This is a genomic window from Rhodoferax sp. GW822-FHT02A01, assembly GCF_038784515.1.
GTDB lineage: Bacteria > Pseudomonadota > Gammaproteobacteria > Burkholderiales > Burkholderiaceae_C > Allorhodoferax.
The window spans coordinates 873,219-895,231 of sequence record NZ_CP152376.1 but is presented as its reverse complement, the minus strand read 5'-3'; the positions used below and the strand labels follow the sequence as shown (position 1 = coordinate 895,231).

Genomic DNA, 22,013 nt, shown 5'->3' with positions numbered 1-22,013 from the left:
GCATCGCTCTCAGACGGACGGATGCGCCCTGTGGAATAGGGCGTTCAGTTCGTCCACGATGGGTGCCCAGTTCGCATCCTGCGCAATCGCATCGCGCAGGAAAGCCGCTTGCGACCTTGACCAGCAACTGGCTTCGTACATGTGGGTGCCACCCCACAAGGTCCCGTTGCGCTCGATAAAGCGCGCAATGGCGACGGCATCATTGGCCTCACCCAATTGGGCAAACAGGCAGGGCATGGTCGGTGCAAGCAATTCCATAGTATTCCTTTAGTAATCGGCAAGCCACAGCACCAGCTCCTGCATGACCTTTTGCACGGCGGCGCGGGTTGCTGCAGCGGCGCCGGATGCGTTTTCGGCAGACGCGGGCTCGGCGATGTCAAATTCGTGCCAGGCCAGCACTTCCCGACTGTTGTTGTCCAGCAGCGTGACGCGCAAGCTGAAGTGCGCTTGGCTGGGTTGCTGCAAGTAGCTTTGTTGCAATCGCACGATGGAACTGTCCAGCCTCAGGTCGGCCCGGGCCGCACCCGGTGCCAGCAACACAGCGCGATAGGCTGCGGATTCCTGCAGCGCGTGCGCCATCAAGGGCGCCAGCATGCGTGCCGGTGTGTCCACCCACACGCTGTGGGTAAAGGACTCTAGTGACCCGGCCTCGCGTGTGTAGACCATGCGCGAACTGTCATAGCCTGGAGCCGCCGTAGGCATGCTGATCAGAATGACGCGCTGAGCAGCGCTGGCTGTGCGCACCGTGCTGGTGGCTTGCTGCAATGGCACAGGTGTATCCGTGCCAACCACACGGTCCAGCGCATAGGTCTGCATGGGCGCGGCGGGGAGCGGATTCAGTACCGAACATGCAGGCAGCAGAAGCGCCACACAGAGGATGCCAACACGGGTTGGGATGGGTTTTGGGTGTGTGCTCATGGTGTGGTTTTTCCTGGAGTGCCTTCGCCCGGCCCGGGGCGCACGGCCGGGTAACCGAAGATCAGACCTGCGGGCGCGCGCTCGGTTTGCTCCGTCAGACGCCGCAAGGAGGCGCTGAGCACGCTGAGTTCACCCAGCAAGCGGTCCAGTTCCGGCACGGTCTGAGTGCCCACGCGCTGGACCTCCGTGCCCAGGGTCTTGAAGGTTGCGCTGGCATCCGTGCTGGTCTGCGTGACCGCATCGCCCATGCGCCCTACGGCGTCGGCGCTGCGGTTGACGCGGTTGAGCGTGGCGGGCAACTGGCCCGATACCTGCGCCGTGTTGGCCAGTGTCTGGCCGGCATGCACGATGGCGCCGTCTATCACCTGCTTGCGCGCGGCCACGGTGTGGGTGATCTGGGCCATATCAGCCATGGCACTGCTGAAGGCAATCTGGTTCTTCTCGCTGAGAAACGCATCGATGTTGCCCGAGGTGCTGTCCAGCTTGGCCAGCACGCGCGTCAGCACATTTTCCAGCCGGGTGGACAGCGAAGACTTGGTGGCAATGACCGGATAGCTTGCGCCCGGCAATGTGGCTAGCGCAGGCGAGTCGCGTGCGCCACCCGAGAGCTCCACATAGGCAATGCCGGTCAGCCCCTGTGCCTTGAGCACGGCGACCGTGTCCTGGCGTATGGGCGAGCCCCGTTCGATGGCCAGAAACAGATTGACGCGTTGCGGGTCCTGCGGGTCCAGTGCAATGCGACGCACCTTGCCCACTTCCACGCCGTTGTATTTCACCGGCGCGTTCAGGTTGAGCCCGGCGACCGACTCCTCTTCCACGGCCAGGTAGACATCAAATTTCTTTTGCCACATGCCACATGCCGCCTGATGCAAGCCACAGCACGATGGCCACCAGCAGCAGCCCCAGGCTCAGCGTGAAGGCTCCCACCAGGGTGAGGTTCACTTTGGTTTCCATGCGTCGGCCTCCTGCTGTTGGTGTTGTGCGGTTGCCGCGCGCGCACGCGGTCCGCTGAAGAATTTTTCGACTGCTGGCACTTTCAGCGCCGACAGCTCTTGCATGGAACCCAGGCCCTGCACCCGCCCATCGGCCAGCACGGCCACGCGGTCGGTCACATGCCACAGCAGGTCCAGATCGTGGGTGATCATCACCACCGTCAGGCCATGGCTCTCGCGCAGGCTGTGGATCAGTTCATCCACGCCGTCTGCGCTTTCGGGGTCCAGTCCGGCAGTGGGTTCGTCGAGGAAAAGCAGCTCGGGGTCCAGCGCCAGCGCACGTGCCAGCGATGCACGCTTGAGCATGCCGCCGCTGAGTTGGCCCGGGTACTGCGCCCCGGCGTCAGCCCGCAGCCCGCTCAGCGCAATTTTTTCTGCAGCCAGTTTGTCGATCTGCTGGCTGTCCATGCGGGTGTGCTCGCGCATGGGCAGGCCCACGTTCTCCAGCACGGTGAGTGACGCAAACAGACCGCCATGCTGAAACATCACGCCCCAGCGTTTGCGCAAGCCCAGTGCCTGGGCAGCGCTGATGTTGTGCAGATCGGTACCCAGCACCCGGATGGAACCAGTATCTGGGCGCTGCAGCAAAATCATTTCGCGCAGCAGCGTGGACTTGCCGGAGCCGCTGCCGCCAACCAGCGCAAAGATCTCGCCCTTCTTCACCTCCAGATCCAGGTTGGTGTGCACCATATGTTCGCCAAACCGGGTGCTGACCTGCTTGAGTTGAATCACCGGTTCTGCGGCGGGAGTGGGGCTGGTCATGTCACAGGTCCAGTGCGCTGAAGGCCACTGAAAACAGAGCGTCTACCACGATCACCAGAAAGATGGACTGCACCACGCTGCGTGTGGTTTGCTGGCCCACGCTGTCTGCGCCACCCTGGGTGCGAAAACCCTGGAAGCAGCCGATCACCACAATCGTGGCGGCAAACACCGGCGCCTTGCACACGCCGATGAGGTAGTCGCTGACCTGAACGGCCTTGACGAAGCGCTCCATGAACTCGCCATAGCCCACGCCCAGGCGTACTTGTGCCATCACCATGCCACCGGCAACGCCCAGCACATCGGCAAACACCGTCAGCAGCGGTAGCGCAATCACCAGCGCCACAATCTTGGGCAGTACCAGCAACTCCTGCGGTTCGATGCCGATGGTGCGCAGCGCATCCATCTCTTCGGTGACCACCATGGTGCCGATCTGCGCGGCATAGGCCGAGCCGGAACGCCCTGCCACGATGATGGCGGTGATCAGCGGCGCGAACTCGCGCAACATGGACAGGCCCACCAGATCCGCCACAAAGATGTTGGCGTCATAGGTCTGTAGCTGGGCAGCCCCCTGATAGGCCACCACCACGCCCAGCAAAAACGCCAGCAAGCCCACGATGGGCAGTGCGTCCACGCCGGAGCTCCGCAGATTGAATGCCACCGGGCGCCAGCGGATGCGCGCCGGATGGCGCACACCGTGTGCAGCAACCCATGCCGTCTCGCCGACAAAGCGCACCAGCGCCAGTGTCTGCTGCAGAGCCGCCTGGATGGCTGCACCGGTGTCGGCGAGCAGTGTGCTCATGGGTGGCTCAGTGCGGTCGGTGCGACGCGCAGCAACTTGTGCTGCACGCGTGCGCGACATGCGGCTGCGTTGCTGTTGGCTTCACCATTGCTGCCCGGGTCTATCAGCGGGATGATTGCCGCCAGCGGGTTGAGCAATCCCAGCAACAGGGCAGTGCCCACCTTGATGCCCAGCGGGCGCTTTTCCACACCCACTTCCGGGTGCGCAAATGTGCCGGTGATACGCAGCGGCGAGCGTAGCGTCAGCGGGCTGAAGTCCTTGGGAGCCACCACGGTACGCAAGTCGAGGGTCTCCTTGGCCAGCGACAGCGTGCCGTCCATCCATACCGTGGAGTCGCTGGTGTCCAGCACCAGCAGGCGCGGCCGGACCACGCCGGTGTTGACCACCAGGTCGGCCAGCGCACAGTCCAGTACCAGCGCGTTGTCGCCCTTGACGTAGACCCCCAGCGACTCGGCCAGATCCAGGCCACCTTCTTCAATCAGCAGGTGCGAGATCGTGCCCTTGGTGATGGTGGCGCCCACGTCACCGCGCATGGAGCCCAGTATCTCGGCGGTGGAGCGGCCATCCCCCTGCAAGGTGGCATGGCCCTGCAAATCGCCTGACAGATATGGCGGCAGTGCGGCGCTGCGGGTCTGATGGATCCAGCGTTCCAGCTTGACGCCGTCCCAGTTCAGCGCGGCCACCCAGTGCGCGCTGTCTTGTTGACCATCCAGTGCCAGCGTGCCGACCAAATGGCCCTGGCCGGTGCGGGCATCGATTTCCTTGAGCGTCAGCATGCCGTCGGTGAGCTGCAGGTTGGCATTGAAAGGGCGCAAGGGTTCCAGCCATGTCACCTGTGCATCGACCTGCTGGAGGCGGATCAGCACATCGGCATTCATGGCGCGCAGTGATGCGAAATCAAAGGGCCGCGTCGGCAGCACCTTGGATACGGGAGCGGCACCCACCGCAGAAGCGGTGGCACCCAGGGCTGGTGCCAGGTCCCGCAGCTTGAGCAAGGTGCCCTCCAGCGTGCCTGTCAGACGCGGTACCGCGGCGCTGGTATCAAAGGAAAAAGTGCCCGCCAATTTGCTGTCACCCACATTGGCATAACGCAATGCCACTTCCCACACCTTGCCGGAGCGCGTCAGCGCGCCGGCTGCCTTGAAGGCGCGGGTGGTGGGCAGCGTGACGCCAAAGGGCGCGCCAACCGCGGCCAGCGATGGCCCTTCCACGACGAAGCGACCATTGAGCCCGCCCAGATGCAGAAAGTCCTGCGCCGTACCGCCAAAGTCCAGGCTGGCAGTGCCGGACTTTGCCACCAGCTTCACCGCCACCGGCGTGCCTTCTGCAGCGTCGGCATCCCACGGCAGCGCGCCGGTGGAAGTGAGGCTCAGCGCAAAAGACTTCTTGCGGTAGAGGCCCGACGCTGTCACATGCAGCACCTGGGACGGCTGCACTTGCGCAACCGACAGCGTGGGCTCGGCGTCTGTCAGACGCAACTCGGCAAGCAGGCTCAGGTCCAGCGTGGCGTCGTCGTAGTGCAGCTGCCCGGTATCGGCTTGCACATGCTCCAGGCGCGGGATGGCAGGGGGCTGACCACTGGCCGCCAGTTGCCAGGAGGCGCGGCCATCGCCGGTGCGCTCCAGATAGGCATCCAGGTGGCGTGCCTGCAGATACTGCACCACGGGTTGCTGCCCCAGGTACGCATGCCATAGGTCGATATAGCGCAGTCGTACCTGCACATCCTGCGCCAGCAGCAGGTAGGGTGTGTGGCTCCAGGCCGGCGCACCGATGCGCAGCAGCGGGCTTTGCAACGCCACGCCGCCCCACAGATGCAGTTCCACCTTCCGCTCTGGTCCCTGGGCGGAACCGGCGGCCGGTTGCAGCAGCACGGTGCGTCCCAGCTTTTGCTGCAGCAGCGACTCCAGGGGCGTGATCAGAAAGGGCCAGCCGCGCGACTCGCAAACCGCAAACGCCACACCCAATGCCAGTACCAGGACCGTGCCGATGCCAAGCCAGAGCCTGGGCGTGGAGCGGGTCAGGACAGGTTCAACCACCGCATTGCTTCTTCACCCAGGCCACATAGCGGTCCATCCAGCCTTGCAGAAACGCCCTGCTGGACGCGGCTATGTTTCCGTCTGCGTCGAACAGACCTTCCTTGGCCTGAACAAAGACCTCCGGCTGCCCCAACGTGGGCACGTCCAGATAGGCCAGGATGGTGCGCAACTGCTGCTGTGCCACGGCTGTGCCGATGGTGCCCACCGATGCACCCAGGACGCCGGCTGGCTTGCCGGCCCAGGCGCTTTCACCATAGGGACGTGAGGCGTGGTCGATCGCGTTTTTCAGGACGCCGGGAATGGCCCGGTTGTATTCAGGTGTAACAAACAGCAAACCTTGTGCAGCCTGGATCTGCTGCTTGAGGCGCTTGACGGGGGCGGCCTGGTTGCCATCGTCATCCTGGTTGTACAGCGGCAGGTCACCGATGGACACCATGGTGAAGTGGAACTCGGGTGGCGCCAGCTTGGTCAGGGCGCGGGCCAGTTGGCCGTTGATGGAGGCGGTGCGCAAGCTCCCCACGATGGTGGCAATCTCGTATGTAGTCATGGAATTCCCCGAAGAAGGTGGTCAAGGAGAGTCACCTTGCAGCAAAGGCTTGCATTCTTCTGTGCGGCAGCGTACGGTGCATATGTGTCTGCGGCTCATGTGCGCTGAGTAACAGACGCTTGTCACATTCCATCAGGTAATACGACCATGCACCATCCACCCGACACGGACCCGTCGCCCACGGAAACCGGCGAACCCGCGCCTGCATCGCCGCCGCCTGAGCGCGAGTTTGCGGAAGGTCTTGACGACCCGCTCCAGGCCGAAGAGCTGGAACGGCAACAGGACGCCTGAGCGCACAGACTCCGATGATCACCACACGCACCGAAACCGACAGCTTTGGCTCTCTGGAGATTCCCGTGGATGCGCTGTGGGGTGTGCAGACCGCGCGCAGCCTGCATTTCTTTGCCATTGGAAGTCAGCGCATGCCGCTGGAAATCGTGCATGCGCTGGCACTCATCAAATGGGCCGCGGCGCAGGTCAACCTGCAACTGCAACGGATGGATGCGGCCAAGGCCCAGGCCATTGCGGATGCGGCGTTGCAGATCGCCGAGGGCCGGCATGACGATGCCTTTCCCCTGTCGGTATGGCAGACCGGCTCGGGCACCCAGACCAACATGAATGTGAACGAGGTGATAGCCCGCATTGCCTCCGCTCGCATCACCGTTCACCCCAATGACGACGTCAACCGGGGACAGTCTTCCAACGACGTGTTTCCCACGGCCATGCACATGGCGGCGCTGGAGCAGACCCACATCCGGCTGCTTCCGGCATTGAGCGCGCTGCATCAGGAACTACTGATCAAAGCGGTGGAGTTCAAGGACATGGTGAAGATCGGTCGTACCCACATGCAGGACGCCACACCGGTAACGCTGGGGCAGGAGTTCGGTGGCTATGCCGCGCAACTGGCCTTGTGTGAGGAGGCCGTGCGGCATGCGCTGGGCGCAGTCGGCAAGCTGGCCATTGGCGGCACCGCTGTGGGGACCGGCATCAACACCCATGCAGAGTTCGGGCCACGTGTGGCCGCCTTGCTGGCAGAGAAGATGCAGCTGCCCCTGACGCAGGCGGACAACCTCTTTGCCGCCATGGCCGGGCACGAAGCGCTGGTGGCACTGCACGGCAGCCTGCGCATGCTGGCCATTGCACTCAACAAGATGGCCAACGACATCCGCCTGATGGGTAGCGGGCCGCGCGCCGGTCTGGGTGAATTGCTGCTGCCGCAAAACGAGGCAGGCAGCTCCATCATGCCGGGCAAGGTCAACCCGACCCAGATCGAGGCGCTGACCATGGTCTGCGCTCAGGTCATGGGGCACGATGTGGCCATCGGTATGGCCGCAGCGCAAGGCCAGTTTGAGCTGAATGTCTACAAGCCGCTGATCGCCCTGAACATGCTGGACTCGATCCGCCTGCTGTCAGACGCCATGCAGAGCTTCCGGCAACACTGCCTGATGGGCATACGCGCGAATGCCGTGCAACTGGAGCGCAATCTGCAGTCCTCGCTGATGCTGGTGACGGCCCTGGCGCCGCACATCGGCTACGACAAGGCGGCACGCATCGCCCGCCACGCGCAGCAGCAGGGCACCAGCCTGCGCGAAGCCGCACTGGCCCTGGGCCATGTCACTGCGCAAGAGTTCGACGCCTGGGTTCGACCTGAAGACATGCTGTAGATGCTTTGTATACGCCGCTGACACTGGGGCGGCCTACCTGACCCGGCGCTATGTGCGCCGCCGCACGGACGCAGAAGTGCATCAAACCTAAGCTGGTATGAACCGCCGAGGAATTCCGCATGCACCCGTTTCAATTCCTGCGCGCTGCGCTGCTGCGCATCGAACTTTTCAGACAACACCCTAACACCCAGACCCATAGCGATACCGAAGTCCCCTTGCGTGCCGAGCTGTTTGGCGCCGAGCAGATGGAGCGCTATGGCAAGACGCTGTCGGCCCTGCACGCAGTGCGCGGAGGACGCGGTGGCGACCAGCTGCTGCTGCGTCTGCAGGACAACGAGGTGGTGTTGCAGTCAGCCCGCGAGCTGTTGGTGGCAGCCGTGCGCCAGGGGCGGCGCGTCACTCCGGCAGGCGAGTGGCTGCTGGACAACTTCTATCTGATTGAAGAGCAGATCCTGCTGGCGCGCTCCCACTTTTCCAAGTGGTACAGCCGCGAGCTGCCGGTGCTCTCCAGCGGCCCCTCCAAGGGGCTGGCGCGCGTCTATGACATTGCGCTGGAGGTCATAGCGCATGGCGATGGCCGGGTGGACCCGGAAACGCTGAACCGCTTTGTCGCCGCCTACCAGACCGGCGCGCAACTCAAGCTCGGCGAGTTGTGGGCCATTCCCATCATGCTGCGGCTGGCGCTGATCGAGAACCTGCGACGCATCAGTGCGCGCGTGGCGGCCAGCATGGTGGAGCGCAACCGCGCAAGCGTCTGGGCCGACCAGATGCTCAGCGTAGCCGAGCACGATCCCAAGAGCCTGATCCTAGTGATCTCGGACATGGCGCGCGCAAGCCCCGCCCTGGTCAATTCCTTTGTGGCCGAACTGGCGCGCCGGCTGCAGGGCCACAGCTCTGCGCTGGCTTTGCCGCTGACCTGGATCGAACAGCAGCTGCGTGAGTCTTCCACGACCATCGAGCAGATGGTGCAGTCGGAAACCCAGAGCCAGGCCATCAACCAGGTCTGCATCAGCAACAGCATTGCCAGCCTGCGCCTGCTCAGCGCCATGGACTGGCGCGAGTTTGTCGAGTCGCAAAGCCAGGTGGAATGTGAACTGCGCGAGGATCCGCACGGTGTCTATGGCCGCATGGACTTCCAGACCCGTGACCGCTACCGCCACGTGGTGGAGAGAGTCGCCCGGCAAAGCCATATGACGGAGCCGGCCGTGGCACGCAAGGCCGTGCAGCTGGCCCACCATGCGCTGGCCACGGGGGCGGCCGGCGCAGTGGCAACACCGCACATCCATGTGGGCTACTACCTGGTGGGCGATGGACTGGCCGTGCTGGAGCGTGCAGCCCAGGTACACAAGTCATTTGCCGAGGACGTTCGCCAGGGCGTGCGCAATGCGGCGCTGCCACTGTATCTGGGAAGCATCTCAGTACTCTCCTTGGTCATCACCGGGGCACTGCTGTGGTGGGCTGCCTTGCAAGGCATGCCACTGTGGGCGCTGGTGCCTGCCGGTGTGGCGGCCTTGATCGTAGCCAGCCAGTTTGCGGTCACGCTGGTGAACTGGCTGGCCACTCTGGTGGTGTCTCCGCACGCCTTGCCTCGCATGGACTATTCCAAGGGTATTGCGCCGCAGGCGCGCACGCTGGTCGTGGTGCCCACCATGCTCAGCAATGCGAACGGTGTGCGTGCCTTGGTGGAGGCACTGGAGGTCCGCTTCCTGTCCAACCAGGACGCGCATCTGCACTACGGATTGCTGACGGACTGGGGTGACGCCAGCAGCGAAACCCAGGATGACGATGCGGCACTGCTGGCGCTGGCCAGCGACGGCATTCGCGATCTGAATACCCGCTATCCCGGCGACCGGCAGGACACGTTCTTTTTGTTCCATCGCGCACGTCTGTGGAATGAACGTGAACAACTGTGGATGGGCTATGAGCGCAAGCGCGGCAAGCTCGCCGCGCTCAATGCGCTGCTGCGCGGCAGTGACGGTTCCGACTTCGCACTGATCGTGGGCAACGTAGCGCCGCTGCAGCAGGTGCAGTACGTCATCACGCTGGACACCGACACCCAACTGCAGCGCGATTCGGCCCGCAGCTTTGCCGCCACCATGGCGCACCCGCTCAACCGTCCGCACATTGACGCGACCCGGCACTGTGTGACTTCGGGCTACGGCATTCTGCAACCGCGCATGGCCGTGAGCCTGCAGAGTAGCAATCGCTCACGCTACGCCCGCTTCATGGGCAGCGAGGCAGGTGTGGACCCTTATACGAGGGCGGTTTCCGACGTGTATCAGGACCTGTTTCACGAAGGCTCTTTCATCGGCAAGGGCATTTATGACGTGGATGCCTTCGAACTGGCCCTCAAGGGCCGCTTTCCCGAAAATCGCATTCTGAGCCATGACCTGCTGGAAGGGTGTTATGCCCGCACCGGGCTGATCAGCGACGTGCAACTCTATGACGACTACCCCGCGCGCTACGACGCGGATGTGAAGCGCCGCACCCGCTGGATGCGCGGCGACTGGCAGATCGCTTCCTGGCTGCTTCCCTATGTGCCGGGCAGCGCCATGGGCAAGGCACCCGAGGCCGGACAGACGCGGGCGCCCGAGACGCGCCAGCGCAACCAGCTGTCTTTCCTTTCGCAATGGAAAATTCTGGACAACCTGCGGCGCAGCCTGGTGGCTTCGGGCGTCGTGATCCTGCTTCTGCTGGGGTGGACTCAGATGCATAGGTCGCTGGCCTGGACACTGGCCTTGCTGGCGCTCATGGTTTTTGTACCGGTCGTGAGCAATGCTTACGGTCTGCTGCGCAAGCCGCGTGAATTGCCTTGGTCGCAGCACGCCCGCGTGGTGCTGGGCAATGGGTTCCGACAGCTGATGCAGGCCGCACTGACTTTGGCCTTCTTCCCACATGAGGCGGGTTACAGCCTGCTGGCCATCGTGCGTACCAATGTGCGTGTGCTGCTGACCCACCATCGCCTGCTGGAGTGGCAGGCATCGGACGCGCCACCGCCTCCTGGATCACCCCGCCTTGCGGCAACCGTGCCGGGCAGCATGGCGGACTTGCTGCGTACCACCTGCCGTATGGGGGTGTCGCCTGTACTGGCTCTGGGTATCGCATGGTGGTTGTTCCAGGATGCCCCGCACGGCAGCAGCCTGGCTGCTGTGGTTCCGGTGCTCGTTCTGTGGTTTCTAGCCCCAGCGCTGGCCTGGTGGCTCAGCCGCCCCTTGTCCGAGCGTGCGGTGCATCTGGGTGCGGGCCAGATCCTGTTCCTGCGCAAGCTCACGCGCAAGACCTGGCGCTTCTTCGAGGAATTTGTGACCGCGCAGGACCGTTGGCTGCCGCCTGACAATTACCAGGAGCATCCGGTTGCCGTGCTGGCCCACCGCACCTCGCCGACCAACATGGGGCTGGCGCTGCTGGCAAACGTGGCCGCCTTTGATTTCGGCTACATCAGCGGCGCAACACTGGTTGCACGCAGCAGCGACGCGCTGCAATCCATGCAGCGGCTGGAGCGTCACAACGGCCACTTCTTCAACTGGTACGACACACTGACCGGTCTGCCCCTGCAGCCACGCTACGTCTCTGCGGTGGACAGCGGAAATCTGTCGGGTCATCTGCTCACGCTGCGCCCGGCGCTGCTGGATTTACTGGACCAGCCGGTGGTTCATGCGCGCACGTTCGAGGGCATGGTGGATGCCCTGGCCAATCTGCAGGACGTGGTGGATGCCCATGCTGGCGTCGCCCTGACCCAGGCCATCGAACACCTGCGCCTGGGACTGGAGGCGGCCTGTGATGCGCCTGCACTCACCCTGCGCGATGTCGCCTTGCGCCTGGCCAGTACCGATGCCCTGGCCGCCTCGGTGCTTTCGCGTCTGGCCGAAGACAGCACGGTTCACGCAGCATCTGCCATGCAGGTGTGGGCGCAGGCGCTGCAGGCGCAATGTCGTGATGCGCTTGACGACCTGCATCTGCTGCTGCCTGAGCTGGATCTGGCGGCTATGTTCGCTGGCGACAACGTGCCCACTTTGCGCGCGCTGGCGGCCACCGGCAATGCCCAGGCGCAGGCGCGCATGCAGACGATTGCAGCACTGGCCATGCAGGCCACCACCATGGCGCGTGCGGACTACAGCTTTCTGTACGACAGCGCGCGCCATCTGATCGCGGTGGGTTACAACGTGGACGAGCAGCGTCGCGATACCGGCTACTACGACCTGTTGGCCAGCGAGGCACGTCTGTGCAGCTTCGTCGCCATCGCGCTGGGTGAGGTACCGCAGGAGAACTGGTTTGCACTGGGGCGGCTGCTCACCTCGGCGGGCGATGCGCCCACGCTGCTGTCCTGGAGCGGGTCCATGTTCGAATACCTCATGCCCAATCTGGTCATGCCGGTGTATGCCAATACGCTGCTGGCCCAGACCAGCCGCACCGTGGTGCAAAGGCAGATTGCCTATGGCGACCAGCAGGGTGTGCCGTGGGGCATTTCCGAGTCGGGCTACAACGCCGTGGACGCGGCCCTGAACTACCAGTACCACGCCTTCGGGGTGCCGGGCTTGGGGCTGAAGCGTGGGCTGTCCGCGGACTTGGTGGTCGCACCCTATGCCTCGGCCTTGGCGCTGATGATCATGCCCGAGCAAGCCTGCAAGAATCTGCAACGCCTGGCCGATACCGGACTGCAGGGTGCCTACGGGATGTACGAGGCCATGGACTACACGCCGGCACGCCTGCCGCGCGGTCAGAGTGGCGCCATCGTGCGCTCCTTCATGGCCCATCACCAGGGCATGACCTTGCTGTCGCTGGCCCACGTGCTGCTGGAGCAGCCCATGCAAAAGCGCTTTTGCAGTGATCCGCTGTTCCAGGCCACCATGCTGTTGCTGCAGGAGCGTGTTCCCAACGCCGCCATCTTCCATGCCCAGACGGCGGCGGATCTGTCCGAGATACAGACCAGCTCCATGGGGCAGGGGTCGCCGATGCGGGTGCTGCGCAATCCCGACCTGGCCACACCCGAAGTGCAGCTGCTCTCCAACGGGCGTTACCACGTGATGGTGAGCCAGTCGGGCGCCGGCTACAGCCGCTGGAAAGACATTGCCGTGACCCGCTGGCACGAAGACGCCACGCGCGACAACTGGGGCAACTTCTGCTACCTGCGCGATGTGGACAGCGGTGAATTCTGGTCAGCGGCGCATCAGCCGGTATTGCGCCACAGCGACAGCTACGAGGCCATCTTTTCCGAAGGACGGGTGGAGTTCCGCCGGCGGGACAACGACTTCGAGAGCTACACCGAAATGGTGGTTTCGCCCGAAGACGATATCGAATTGCGCCGCACCCGCATCACCAACCGCTCGCGCAGCCGCCGCACCATAGAGATCACCAGCTACGCCGAAGTGGTGCTGGCAACGGCTGCATCCGACGCACTGCATCCGGCCTTCAGCAATCTGTTTGTGCAGACCGAAATTGTGCGTGAGCGCCAGGCCATCCTGTGCCATCGCAGACCGCGCTCGGACTCCGAGGCTTCACTGTGGCTGTTCCATCTGATGGCGGTGCATGGAGCGGATGCACAAACCATCTCGTACGAAACCGACCGCATGGCGTTTGTGGGGCGCACCCGCTCGCTGGACGCGCCTCTGGCCATGACCGAGCGCGTGCTGCTGTCCGACACGCAAGGCGCGGTGCTGGACCCGATCGTGTCCATTCGCCAGCGCATCACGCTGGAGCCGCGCCAGACCGTGACCGTGGACATGGTGACAGGCGTCTGTGCCGAGCGCACTGCGGCACTGGCGCTGGTGGACAAGTACCGCGACATGCATCTGGCTGACCGTGTCTTCGAGTTGGCCATGACGCATGCCTGGGTCAATCTGCAGCAGATCAACGCCTCCGAGGGCGATGCCCAGGTGTTCGCACGTCTGGCCAGCTCCGTGATCTATGCCAACCCGGCGCAGCGCGCACCCAATATGGTTCTGGCGCGCAACCGCCGCGGCCAGTCGGGTCTATGGGGCTATGGCGTCTCGGGCGATCTACCCATGGTGCTGCTGCAGATCAGCAGTCTGGACAACATCGAGCTGGTGCGCCAGCTGGTGCAGGCCCATGCCTACTGGCGTCTCAAGGGGCTGGCGGTGGATCTGGTGATCTGGAACGAGGACCATGCCGGTTACCGTCAGGCCTTGCAGGACCAGATCCTGGGGCTGATTGCCGCAGGCATAGAGGCCAATCTGACGGACAGACCCGGAGGCATCTTCGTGCGTGCGGCCGAACAGATGTCGCCGGAAGACCGCACGCTGTTCCAGACCGTGGCGCGCGTCATCATCACCGACACGCAGGGCAGCCTCAAGGACCAGGCCAATCGTCACCAGGCCCGCGATGCACGCGAGATGCCGCCGCAACTGGTGTATGCCTCACGTCAGGTCGTGCCGCGATTGGCTGGCCCCGAACCAGTGGAGCCTGCACTGCAGTTCTTCAACGGGCTGGGAGGTTTCTCTGCCGATGGACGCGAGTACGTCATCACCACCCACGCTGCCAGTGGCGGCAAGTCGGTCCTCACCCCGCTGCCGTGGGTCAACGTGATTGCCAATGCGCGCTTTGGTACCGTGATATCGGAGAGTGGCAGTGCCTACACCTGGAGCGAGAACGCACATGAGTTCCGCTACACGCCCTGGAGCAACGACCCAGTTGGCGACAGCTGCGGCGAGGCTATCTACATCCGTGATGAGGACTCGGGCAGCTTCTGGTCACCCACGGCACTGCCTTGTGGTGGCGCTGGCAACTACGTCACCCGCCACGGCTTTGGCTACAGCACCTTTACCCATGAGCAGGATGGCATTGCATCCGAGTTGACGGTGTTCGTGGATCTGGAAGCGGCCATCAAGTTCTCGTGCCTGAAGGTGCGCAACCTTTCTGCACAGACGCGCAGGCTCTCTGCCACCGGATACGTGGAGTGGGTGCTGGGGGATCTGCAGCCCCGCTCGGCCATGCACGTCACCACAGAACTCGACCCGAACAGCGGCGCCATTCTGGCCCGCAACCCCTACAACCCGGAGTTCGGTGACCGAATGGCGTTCTTTGATGCCGACGGTGCCACGCGAGCGCATGGCGTCAGCGTGAGTGCGGACCGGCGTGAATTCCTGGGTCGCAACGGCACGCTGCGAAATCCGGCCGCCATGCGCCGCACCAGCCTGTCCAATCGCGTGGGCGCCGGCATGGACCCCTGCGCTGCGGTGCAGGTGCCGTTCGAGCTGCTGCCGGGGCAGGAGCGCGAAATCATCTTTCGTCTGGGTGCTGCGGGACGCCGTGGCATGGACGATGCCCGCGTCATGGTGCAGAACCTGCGTGAACCGCACGGCCAGAACAATGCCCTGCAGGCGGTGCACACCTATTGGGCCCGCACCCTGGGCGCAGTGCAAGTGCACACACCGGATGCTGCGCTGAACCTGCTGGCCAATGGCTGGCTGCAATACCAGACGCTGGCCTGCCGACTGTGGGCACGCACCGGCTTCTACCAGTCGGGTGGTGCCTTTGGCTTTCGCGATCAGCTGCAGGATTGCATGGCGCTGGTGCACAGCGAGCCCGCGCTGCTGCGCGAACATCTGCTGCGCAGTGCGGCGCGTCAGTTCGTCGAAGGCGACGTGCAGCATTGGTGGCATCCGCCGCAAGGGCGTGGCGTGCGCACGCATTGTTCGGATGACTACCTGTGGTTGGCCCAGGCCGCCTGCCGTTACGTGCAAAGCAGTGGCGACACCGGTGTGCTGGACGAGAGCATGCCCTTCTTGCAGGGGCGCGCCCTCAACCCGGAAGAGGACTCGTACTACGACCTGCCCACGGTGTCGGAAGAGCGGGCCACGCTGTACCAGCATTGCGTGCGAGCGCTGCGCCACGGCCTGCGCTTTGGCACACACGGTCTGCCCCTGATGGGTTCGGGTGACTGGAACGACGGCATGAATCTGGTGGGCCTGCAAGGGCGCGGAGAAAGCGTGTGGCTGGCCTTCTTTCTGTTTGACACGCTCACACGTTTTGCGCCGCTGGCGCGTGCGTATGGAGATGACGCATTTGCCGACGAGTGTCTGGCCGCGGCCAGCGTGCTGCGCGAAAACATTGCCGAACACGGCTGGGATGGAAGCTGGTACCGGCGCGCCTTCTTTGATGATGGCACCGCGCTGGGCTCGGTCACCAACACCGAATGCCAGATCGACTCGGTCACGCAGAGCTGGGCCGTGCTCTCGGGTGCGGGTGACGCGCAGCGCAACCTCAGCGCCATGAATGCGGTGGACCAGCGTCTGGTGAACCGGCAGGCCGGTCTGATCCAGTTGCTCACACCGCCTTTTGACACCTCACCACTCAACCCCGGTTACATCAAGGGCTATCTGCCGGGCGTGCGTGAAAACGGTGGCCAGTACACGCATGCCGCCATCTGGGCCGTGATGGCGTTTGCCGCCGCGCAGGACGCCGAGCGCGCCTGGGAATGCTTCGACCTGATCAACCCGGTGCGCCATGGCAGCACTGCGGCTGCGACGGCGCTCTACCAGGTGGAGCCCTATGTGGTGGCAGCGGACGTGTATGCGGTGGCACCCCATATAGGGCGTGGTGGCTGGACCTGGTACACCGGGTCAGCGAGCTGGATGTACCGGCTCGTCACCGAGTCCCTGCTGGGCCTGCGGCTGCAGGCGCAGACGCTGCACTTCGCACCCTGCATTCCCGCACAGTGGCCGGGCTTTGGCATGCAGTACTGCTTTGGCGACACGGTGTATGCGATTGACGTGGTGCGTGTGGCGGCTGGCGCAAAGCCGGTCGTGCTGTTGGACGGCGTGCCGCAGGACGGCGGCACAGCCGCGCTGCGGGACGACCATGCAAACCACACTATCACTGTGCAGATTGCTGCCTGAATGGAAACCGCAACCGCAACGAAAGGCGTGGCGCTACTTGCGATTGGCAAGCACGCTGGCTGGCAGCATGGACCGCAGAACGCCGTCCTTGAGCACCAGGTGGTGGTAGATGGCTGCGGCCGCATGCAGCCCAGCGACCCACAGAATCACGTCACCCAACCAGCCATGCACCTCGGCCAGTGTGGCGCCCAGTGCATGTGCTTCGGCCATGGGGGGAGCAATCTGGATGCCGGTAGCCAGCACCACGGCGTGGCCCTCGAACCAGGCACCCAGGACGGCGGTGGCGGGCACCAACAGCAACAGCAGATACAGAATGCCCTGCACGGCCTTGGAGCTGATGTGCATCCAGCGCGCCATGGGTTCCGGCGCGGGCGCGGTGTCCAGCATGCGCCAGAGGATGCGCAGCAGCGAAATGGCAAACACGGCCATGCCCAGGGTCTCATGGATCATGCGTTCGCCATCGCGGCTGCTCAGATAGACGCGGTTTTCCGGGCCACCCGGTCCGTAGATGAAGGCGACCAGTACCAGGATGGCAGTGGTCCAGTGCAACATCTGGGTGAAAGCGCTGTAGCGCGTGGTGGTGGATGGGCTCATAAGTATTCCTTCACAAACTTCCGTTCGATTTCCATCATAGTCAGTGCAATGGTTTCAAGCCAGACGCTGATCAGCCAACTCTTTCAAAACCAACGACAATCCTGATGATGATCAAAAACTTCTTTGCAGCCCTGGTGCTTTCAACGTGTGTCGCTGCCGTACCGGCAATGGCGCAGGTTCCCAAGATTGGTTCAGTTTCACCGGACATCATCTTGCGTGATTCCAAATTTGCTCAGAGCGCGAGCAAGAAACTGAATGACGAATTTGCACCCCGCAGTGCCGCGATCGGCAAGCGGATTGAAGCCTTCAAGCAGAAAGCAGCGCTGCTGGAGCGCGAAGGTCCGACCCTGACCGAATCGCAACGCGCTACGCGCCGGAAGGAAGTTGCGGACCTGGAGCATGATATCCAGAAAGAACAGCGCGACTTCCAGGCCGATCTGGAAACACAGAAGCGTGCCGGAATCCAGAAGGTGCTGGATCTCATCAACAAGGTGGTGCTTCGCATTGCCAAGGATGAGAACTATGACCTGATATTGCAGCATGCGATCTATGCGTCCAAAACCGCCGATCTGACGCCGCGCATCATTGCCGAAATGGACAAGGAAAAAGTCCAGTAACTGCCTACTTTGCCGCACGTCGCGCGCGTCGCGGTTTGGCAGCGGGCAGTGTGGTTTTTTCGCTTTGCTCCAGACACAGCAAGGCATCGGCGTACGACATGAAGCGGTTCATGTAGTCGGGCGAGATGTCCCGCATCAAGGCCAGTGAGCGCAATACCAGCATGTGGGAGTTGATCGGGCCGGCATTCTTGGGGGCCTGATCCAGCGCTTGCCGCAGTTGCTTGTCGGTACTGAGACGGGACCAGGTCTTTCTGAATTTGCGTACCGATTTCAATTCAGGGCGTGCCGTGGCATCGGCACGCTGCGCCAGCGCATCAGATGCATCCCGGGAATCGGCAGAATATTGTGACAAACTGTGAACCAAGGCCCGCAGCGGTGACATTGCGGATGCTGCGCCGGTGGCCTGTGCGCCATCGTGCACAGACGGCGGTTGGTTCTGGTCCAGGCGGGACTGCAACTCTTGCAGCGCCCGGATCAGTTTGGCTTCCAGCATGCGCTTCACCGGCTCCTGCTGTGTCTGCACCCTGGTGGCCAGCAGGTCCAGATAGTGCAGGCGCACCTGTTCCCGTTGTGCACCACTGTGCTGACGCAAGGCCGCAATCTGTGCACACCAGTCCGGCGCGGGTGACGCCAATTCCGGCAAGGCATCGGCAGACTGCGTGCTATTGCTGGGGTGCTGCGCTGTCATGCGGTGCCTTGGGCACGGGGGCCATTTCCACGCGCCGGTTCTGCGCGCGCGCGGCCTCGTTCACATTGGGTGTGACGGGTTGTTCGGAGCCAAAGGCGGCTGCGAAGACCATGGAGGAGGGCATGCCCGCATCAATCAGGGTGCGTGTCACCGTGAGCGCGCGTTGGGCCGACAGCTCCCAGTTGTCCTCGAACTGGCTGGTGCTGCGCACCGATTTGTCATCGGTAAAGCCGCTGACCATCAGCAACTCATCGCGCGCTGTCAGATAGGCCTTCAGCGGCGTGACCAAGCTGACCAGCAACTGGCGTCCCTCGGGCTGCAGCTGGTCCGAGTTCAGCGAGAACAACACACGGCCGCTGATACCGATGCGCCCGTTGTTCAAGGTGATGCGCCCCGAGGCCAGAGGAATGGCCAGCGCTTTTTCCAGCGACATGCGGCGCTGTTCTTCCTGCTGGCGCTTCTTCACTTCGTCCTGCAGGTGGTTGGTCAGCTGCAACTGCACCACCAGCACGCCTACCAGCAGGAGCACAAAGGCTCCCAGCAGGCCCGACATCAGATCGCCGAAGACCGCCCAGACCGGTGCAGTCTGCTCCAGCCCTGCGTCATGCTCTTCCATCACGCGGCCTCATCCGCCAGGGCTGCCTGCCTGGCCGGGAGCTGGCGCAATTCTTCGACCACCTCTTTCTGCGACATGATGCTCAGGTCAATGATCTCGCGCGCCTGGGCCACGTAGTAGGCCAGCTGGTCGTCGCTGCGGGCCATGGACTTGCCCAGCGCGTCTTCGATGCGTTGCAGGCTGGCAATGAGCTTCTCGTTGGCGTCGTTGAAGGAGCGCACTGCAAAGCCAAAGGTCTCCCCCAGCGCCGATACTTCCACGGCACTGCTGGTGACGCCGGCTGATATGTCTGCCAGCTTGGCGGCCTCGGCGGCCGTCTGGTCGGCAAACTGGTTGCTGGCCGCTTGCAGCACCTGAGCCGAAGAGGAAACCAGCGCATCGATGACGCCACGCTGCTCCGCTGACGCGTGGTGTATGGATGCCAGCAGCCCGTTCAGTGTTTCCAGAATGCGGCCGCGCTCCTCCAGCAATTCGTTGTCGCGGGCTGCGCTGTTGGATACCTCCTGACGCAGCTTGCCGATCACGTCTGCTGCTGCGCGAGGTGCCTCGGATGCGGTCGCTATGAGGCGGGCAATCGGCTCCTCCAACGCGGTACCCAAGGTGGTCAGATGGGTGCGCACAGCGGTTTGCAGCGCGTCCAGTCGCTCGACGGCGGCGTTGCCGCGCTCTGCTTCCTGGTCGCGCAAGGCTCCCAGCTCGGTGCGCCACAGTTCCAGCAACTGCGCCATCTGTGCGCCATGCGTTTGCGTCCATGCGGCTTCGGACGCGATGCGGCTTTGCACCAGTTCTTCGGAGCTGGCCAGCAAACGGGTGATTTCGGCAAGAGTGCTCTCGTTGCGGATTTGTGCGTCTGCCGCAGCCTGTTGCGTGGTCTGCGCCAGCGCGTCCAGCGATCCCTTCCATTGCTGCAGCCGCTCGGCTTCGTTCTGCGTCTGGTCGGCTTGCAGAGCGGCATAGGCATGCTTGACCTCCTGCAGCAAGGCTCCAGATCGTTGCGCATGCGACGCACCAAATGCTTCCAGTTGCTCGCGGGTGGTGGCAACCAGGCGCTCGTGCATTTGCTGGGCTTCGGTGGCAATGCCCGCCATGGCGGCCTGTACCACGGGTTGCAGGCTCTGCCCGGCAACTTGCGCGCTGTGCAGCAGGGTCTCGCGCAGCGATTGGTCCACGGTATGTGCCAGCTCGCTGTAGACGCCCTGGATGTTGCTGTGAAAACTCTCCTGGTTGCTGAGCAGCCGCTCATTGAGCTGCAGGCTCATGTGGTGCATCTGTTGCATCAAGTCCTGCAGCTTGTCCACCACCTGGGGCAAGGCCTGGGACTGCAGTTGCAGTGCCTTCAGTGTTTCCTGCCGCTGGTGGGTCAGCGAGAAGGGGCGCAGCTGCTGCGCAATCCGGGTCTCCAGCAACTGCGCTGCGTGGGCGCGCTCACGCCGGCTCAAGGCAGACATCAGGCCCAGCATGGCAGAGGACGCCACACCGGCCACCGAAGTACCAAAGGCCAAGCCCAAACCCTTGATGGGCGTGGCAAATGCGGTGCGAATGGCCTGCAGGTCGGAGGTGCCCTCCAGCGCAAACACCGCACCGTTGAGTGTGACCACCATGCCCAGGAAGGTGCCCAGCATGCCCAGCATCACCAACAGGCCCAGCAGATAAGGGGTGAGCGCCGGCCCCGGCAGGCCAACACGCTCGCCCTCGATGCGCAAGCGCACCGGGTTCTGCAATGAGGAATGGACTCCGGCCAACCAGCTGCCCAGATCGGACAGCCCCTCGGGTATGGTTGTCAGTGCAGTGGTCAGACTGGCAGTTGCGTGGCGGAAGTCGCGCAGTTCCCGTGCGCCATAGGCGTAGATGGCGCCTATGAGCAGCGTCATGGTCAGCGCCAGGGTGTTGGTACCCAGAAAACCAAACGCAACCCAGGCAACGGCCAGGGCGCCCAGGGCAAAGGCGCCGGTGAAAAAGTGTCTGTTCATGAAAAGGTGGGTATTTCGTTATCGAGGGCTTCCATCAGCCCCACGGTGGGTTGCAGGCGTAGATCCAGCTCTGCGAGCAATACGGTTTGCATTTCCTGCGCAAAGCGCGTGAGCCATCCGTCGGCTTGCGTCCAAAGGTCGGGATTGTCCTCCAGCCCGGTTGCGGCTTGCGCATCCTGGTGTGTCTTGCGCAATCGCTTGAAGCGCTGCTCCAGCAGGGCGGGAACCTTGGCCAGCAGCATGGCTTCGCGCTCTTGCAGAATGCCGTCGAATGCCGCGTCCAGTGCGGCCAGCTGTTGCAGCGTGGGTGACATTTCGGCGACGGCGCTGCGCACCTTGGCGCGCAGGGGTTTGATCTTCAGCTCCATCTCGCGCTGGTGGGCGACGTAGTAGCGCTTGTAAGGCTCGTAGGCACCGGCCAATTCGGCCGGCGTGCCGCGCTTGGGACGGGGCAGGCTGGTGCGTGCTGCGCCGGGTTTGGCGCTGCTGTCTGCACCCGCATGCAATGTCTTTTCCAATGCTGCACGTGCGTGCGTGAATGCCTCGCGCACATGCGCAGCGGCCTGCGAAGGCTTCACACTGCTTGTGTCTGCTGTAGTGGGTGCGGCGGCATTGTGCGCGGCACGCAAGGTGATGGCGTCGGCAATATGAATCCACTGCGCCAGCTTCTCGGCAAAGGCGGCACGCGACTCCACCGCATCCAGTTCCACCAGGTCGGCAAGAACTCGAACAAAGCTTGTGCTGTGCAAGTGGGTACGCGCCAAAGTCCGCGTCATATCGAAGGGGTCATCTGCATTCAAAACGTCTGTGTCATGGCGAACCGGCCCGCGATACCCAAGGGAATCGCTGCGCGCATTCCACGCTTGCAGGGCTGTATTCAGGGGGTGTCTGGGGCAAAGACAGGATGTCTGGCATCCCGTGTGCACCGGCAATCACACATGTTCGGGAGGAGGAT

At 63.5% G+C, this 22,013-nt stretch carries 17 protein-coding genes; 4 read left to right on the top strand and 13 right to left on the bottom strand.

All coding sequences use genetic code 11. The annotated features are described in order from the left end of the window. Window positions 1-9: 9 nt before the first annotated feature. The 8 genes from AAGF34_RS04280 to AAGF34_RS04245 are packed head-to-tail and all read right to left on the bottom strand — an operon-like array spanning window position 10 to window position 6,054. Window positions 10-258, bottom strand: coding sequence for a DUF2789 family protein (locus AAGF34_RS04280; protein WP_342619397.1), 249 nt, complete (start codon window positions 256-258; stop codon window positions 10-12). A gap of 9 nt (window positions 259-267) precedes the next feature. Continuing rightward, window positions 268-918, bottom strand: coding sequence for an ABC-type transport auxiliary lipoprotein family protein (locus AAGF34_RS04275; RefSeq protein WP_342619396.1), 651 nt, complete (start codon window positions 916-918; stop codon window positions 268-270). Beyond that, window positions 915-1,769 (bottom strand): MlaD family protein, encoded by an 855-nt coding sequence (locus AAGF34_RS04270; protein ID WP_342619395.1) that lies wholly within the window; start codon window positions 1,767-1,769, stop codon window positions 915-917. Before AAGF34_RS04270 ends, AAGF34_RS04275 begins: the two co-directional genes overlap by 4 nt. Continuing rightward, a complete protein-coding gene (locus AAGF34_RS04265) occupies window positions 1,750-1,872 on the bottom strand; it encodes a hypothetical protein (protein ID WP_342619394.1) in 123 nt (40 codons plus the stop codon). The genes AAGF34_RS04270 and AAGF34_RS04265 overlap by 20 nt, the downstream gene beginning before the upstream one ends. Then, window positions 1,857-2,672, bottom strand: a complete 816-nt coding sequence (locus AAGF34_RS04260; protein WP_342619393.1) for an ATP-binding cassette domain-containing protein — start codon at window positions 2,670-2,672, stop codon at window positions 1,857-1,859. The genes AAGF34_RS04265 and AAGF34_RS04260 overlap by 16 nt, the downstream gene beginning before the upstream one ends. Before the next feature lies 1 nt (window position 2,673). Next, window positions 2,674-3,471, bottom strand: coding sequence for an ABC transporter permease (locus tag AAGF34_RS04255; RefSeq protein ID WP_342619392.1), 798 nt, complete (start codon window positions 3,469-3,471; stop codon window positions 2,674-2,676). Beyond that, window positions 3,468-5,507, bottom strand: a complete 2,040-nt coding sequence (locus AAGF34_RS04250; protein ID WP_342619391.1) for an AsmA family protein — start codon at window positions 5,505-5,507, stop codon at window positions 3,468-3,470. The genes AAGF34_RS04255 and AAGF34_RS04250 overlap by 4 nt, the downstream gene beginning before the upstream one ends. Further along, window positions 5,500-6,054: an NADPH-dependent FMN reductase gene (locus AAGF34_RS04245; protein WP_342619390.1), complete on the bottom strand. Its 555-nt coding sequence runs from the start codon at window positions 6,052-6,054 to the stop codon at window positions 5,500-5,502. Before AAGF34_RS04245 ends, AAGF34_RS04250 begins: the two co-directional genes overlap by 8 nt. 147 nt (window positions 6,055-6,201) lie before the next feature. On the opposite strand from AAGF34_RS04245, the gene AAGF34_RS04240 reads away from it, so the two are divergent. The 3 genes from AAGF34_RS04240 (at window position 6,202) to AAGF34_RS04230 (ending at window position 16,573) form a co-directional block, all read left to right on the top strand. Continuing rightward, window positions 6,202-6,345, top strand: a complete 144-nt coding sequence (locus AAGF34_RS04240; protein ID WP_342619389.1) for a hypothetical protein — start codon at window positions 6,202-6,204, stop codon at window positions 6,343-6,345. Between the two features lie 17 nt (window positions 6,346-6,362). Further along, window positions 6,363-7,718, top strand: coding sequence for a class II fumarate hydratase (locus AAGF34_RS04235; protein ID WP_342621029.1), 1,356 nt, complete (start codon window positions 6,363-6,365; stop codon window positions 7,716-7,718). Between the two features lie 119 nt (window positions 7,719-7,837). Continuing rightward, entirely contained in the window at window positions 7,838-16,573 is an 8,736-nt protein-coding gene (locus tag AAGF34_RS04230) for a glucoamylase family protein (RefSeq protein WP_342619388.1), read from the top strand. A 33-nt stretch (window positions 16,574-16,606) separates the two neighbouring features. Here the strand turns inward: AAGF34_RS04230 and AAGF34_RS04225 are convergent, their stop codons facing one another. Then, window positions 16,607-17,167, bottom strand: coding sequence for a cytochrome b/b6 domain-containing protein (locus AAGF34_RS04225; RefSeq protein ID WP_342619387.1), 561 nt, complete (start codon window positions 17,165-17,167; stop codon window positions 16,607-16,609). 104 nt (window positions 17,168-17,271) lie between these two features. Between AAGF34_RS04225 and AAGF34_RS04220 the strand changes: the two genes are divergently transcribed. Then, window positions 17,272-17,784 (top strand): OmpH family outer membrane protein, encoded by a 513-nt coding sequence (locus tag AAGF34_RS04220; protein WP_342619386.1) that lies wholly within the window; start codon window positions 17,272-17,274, stop codon window positions 17,782-17,784. Window positions 17,785-17,788: 4 nt separating this feature from the next. Here AAGF34_RS04220 and AAGF34_RS04215 read toward each other — a convergent pair whose 3' ends face one another. From AAGF34_RS04215 to AAGF34_RS04200, 4 genes are read right to left on the bottom strand one after another with little or no spacing between them, the layout of a single operon-like run. Next, window positions 17,789-18,472: a DUF2894 domain-containing protein gene (locus AAGF34_RS04215; protein WP_342619385.1), complete on the bottom strand. Its 684-nt coding sequence runs from the start codon at window positions 18,470-18,472 to the stop codon at window positions 17,789-17,791. After that, the gene (locus tag AAGF34_RS04210) at window positions 18,447-19,088 is read right to left on the bottom strand and encodes an OmpA family protein (RefSeq protein ID WP_342619384.1); all 642 of its coding nucleotides are present in this window, start codon (window positions 19,086-19,088) and stop codon (window positions 18,447-18,449) included. Before AAGF34_RS04210 ends, AAGF34_RS04215 begins: the two co-directional genes overlap by 26 nt. Further along, window positions 19,088-21,058 (bottom strand): hypothetical protein, encoded by a 1,971-nt coding sequence (locus AAGF34_RS04205; RefSeq protein WP_342619383.1) that lies wholly within the window; start codon window positions 21,056-21,058, stop codon window positions 19,088-19,090. The genes AAGF34_RS04210 and AAGF34_RS04205 overlap by 1 nt, the downstream gene beginning before the upstream one ends. Continuing rightward, window positions 21,055-21,834: a DUF3348 domain-containing protein gene (locus AAGF34_RS04200; protein ID WP_342619382.1), complete on the bottom strand. Its 780-nt coding sequence runs from the start codon at window positions 21,832-21,834 to the stop codon at window positions 21,055-21,057. Before AAGF34_RS04200 ends, AAGF34_RS04205 begins: the two co-directional genes overlap by 4 nt. Window positions 21,835-22,013 lie beyond the last annotated feature (179 nt).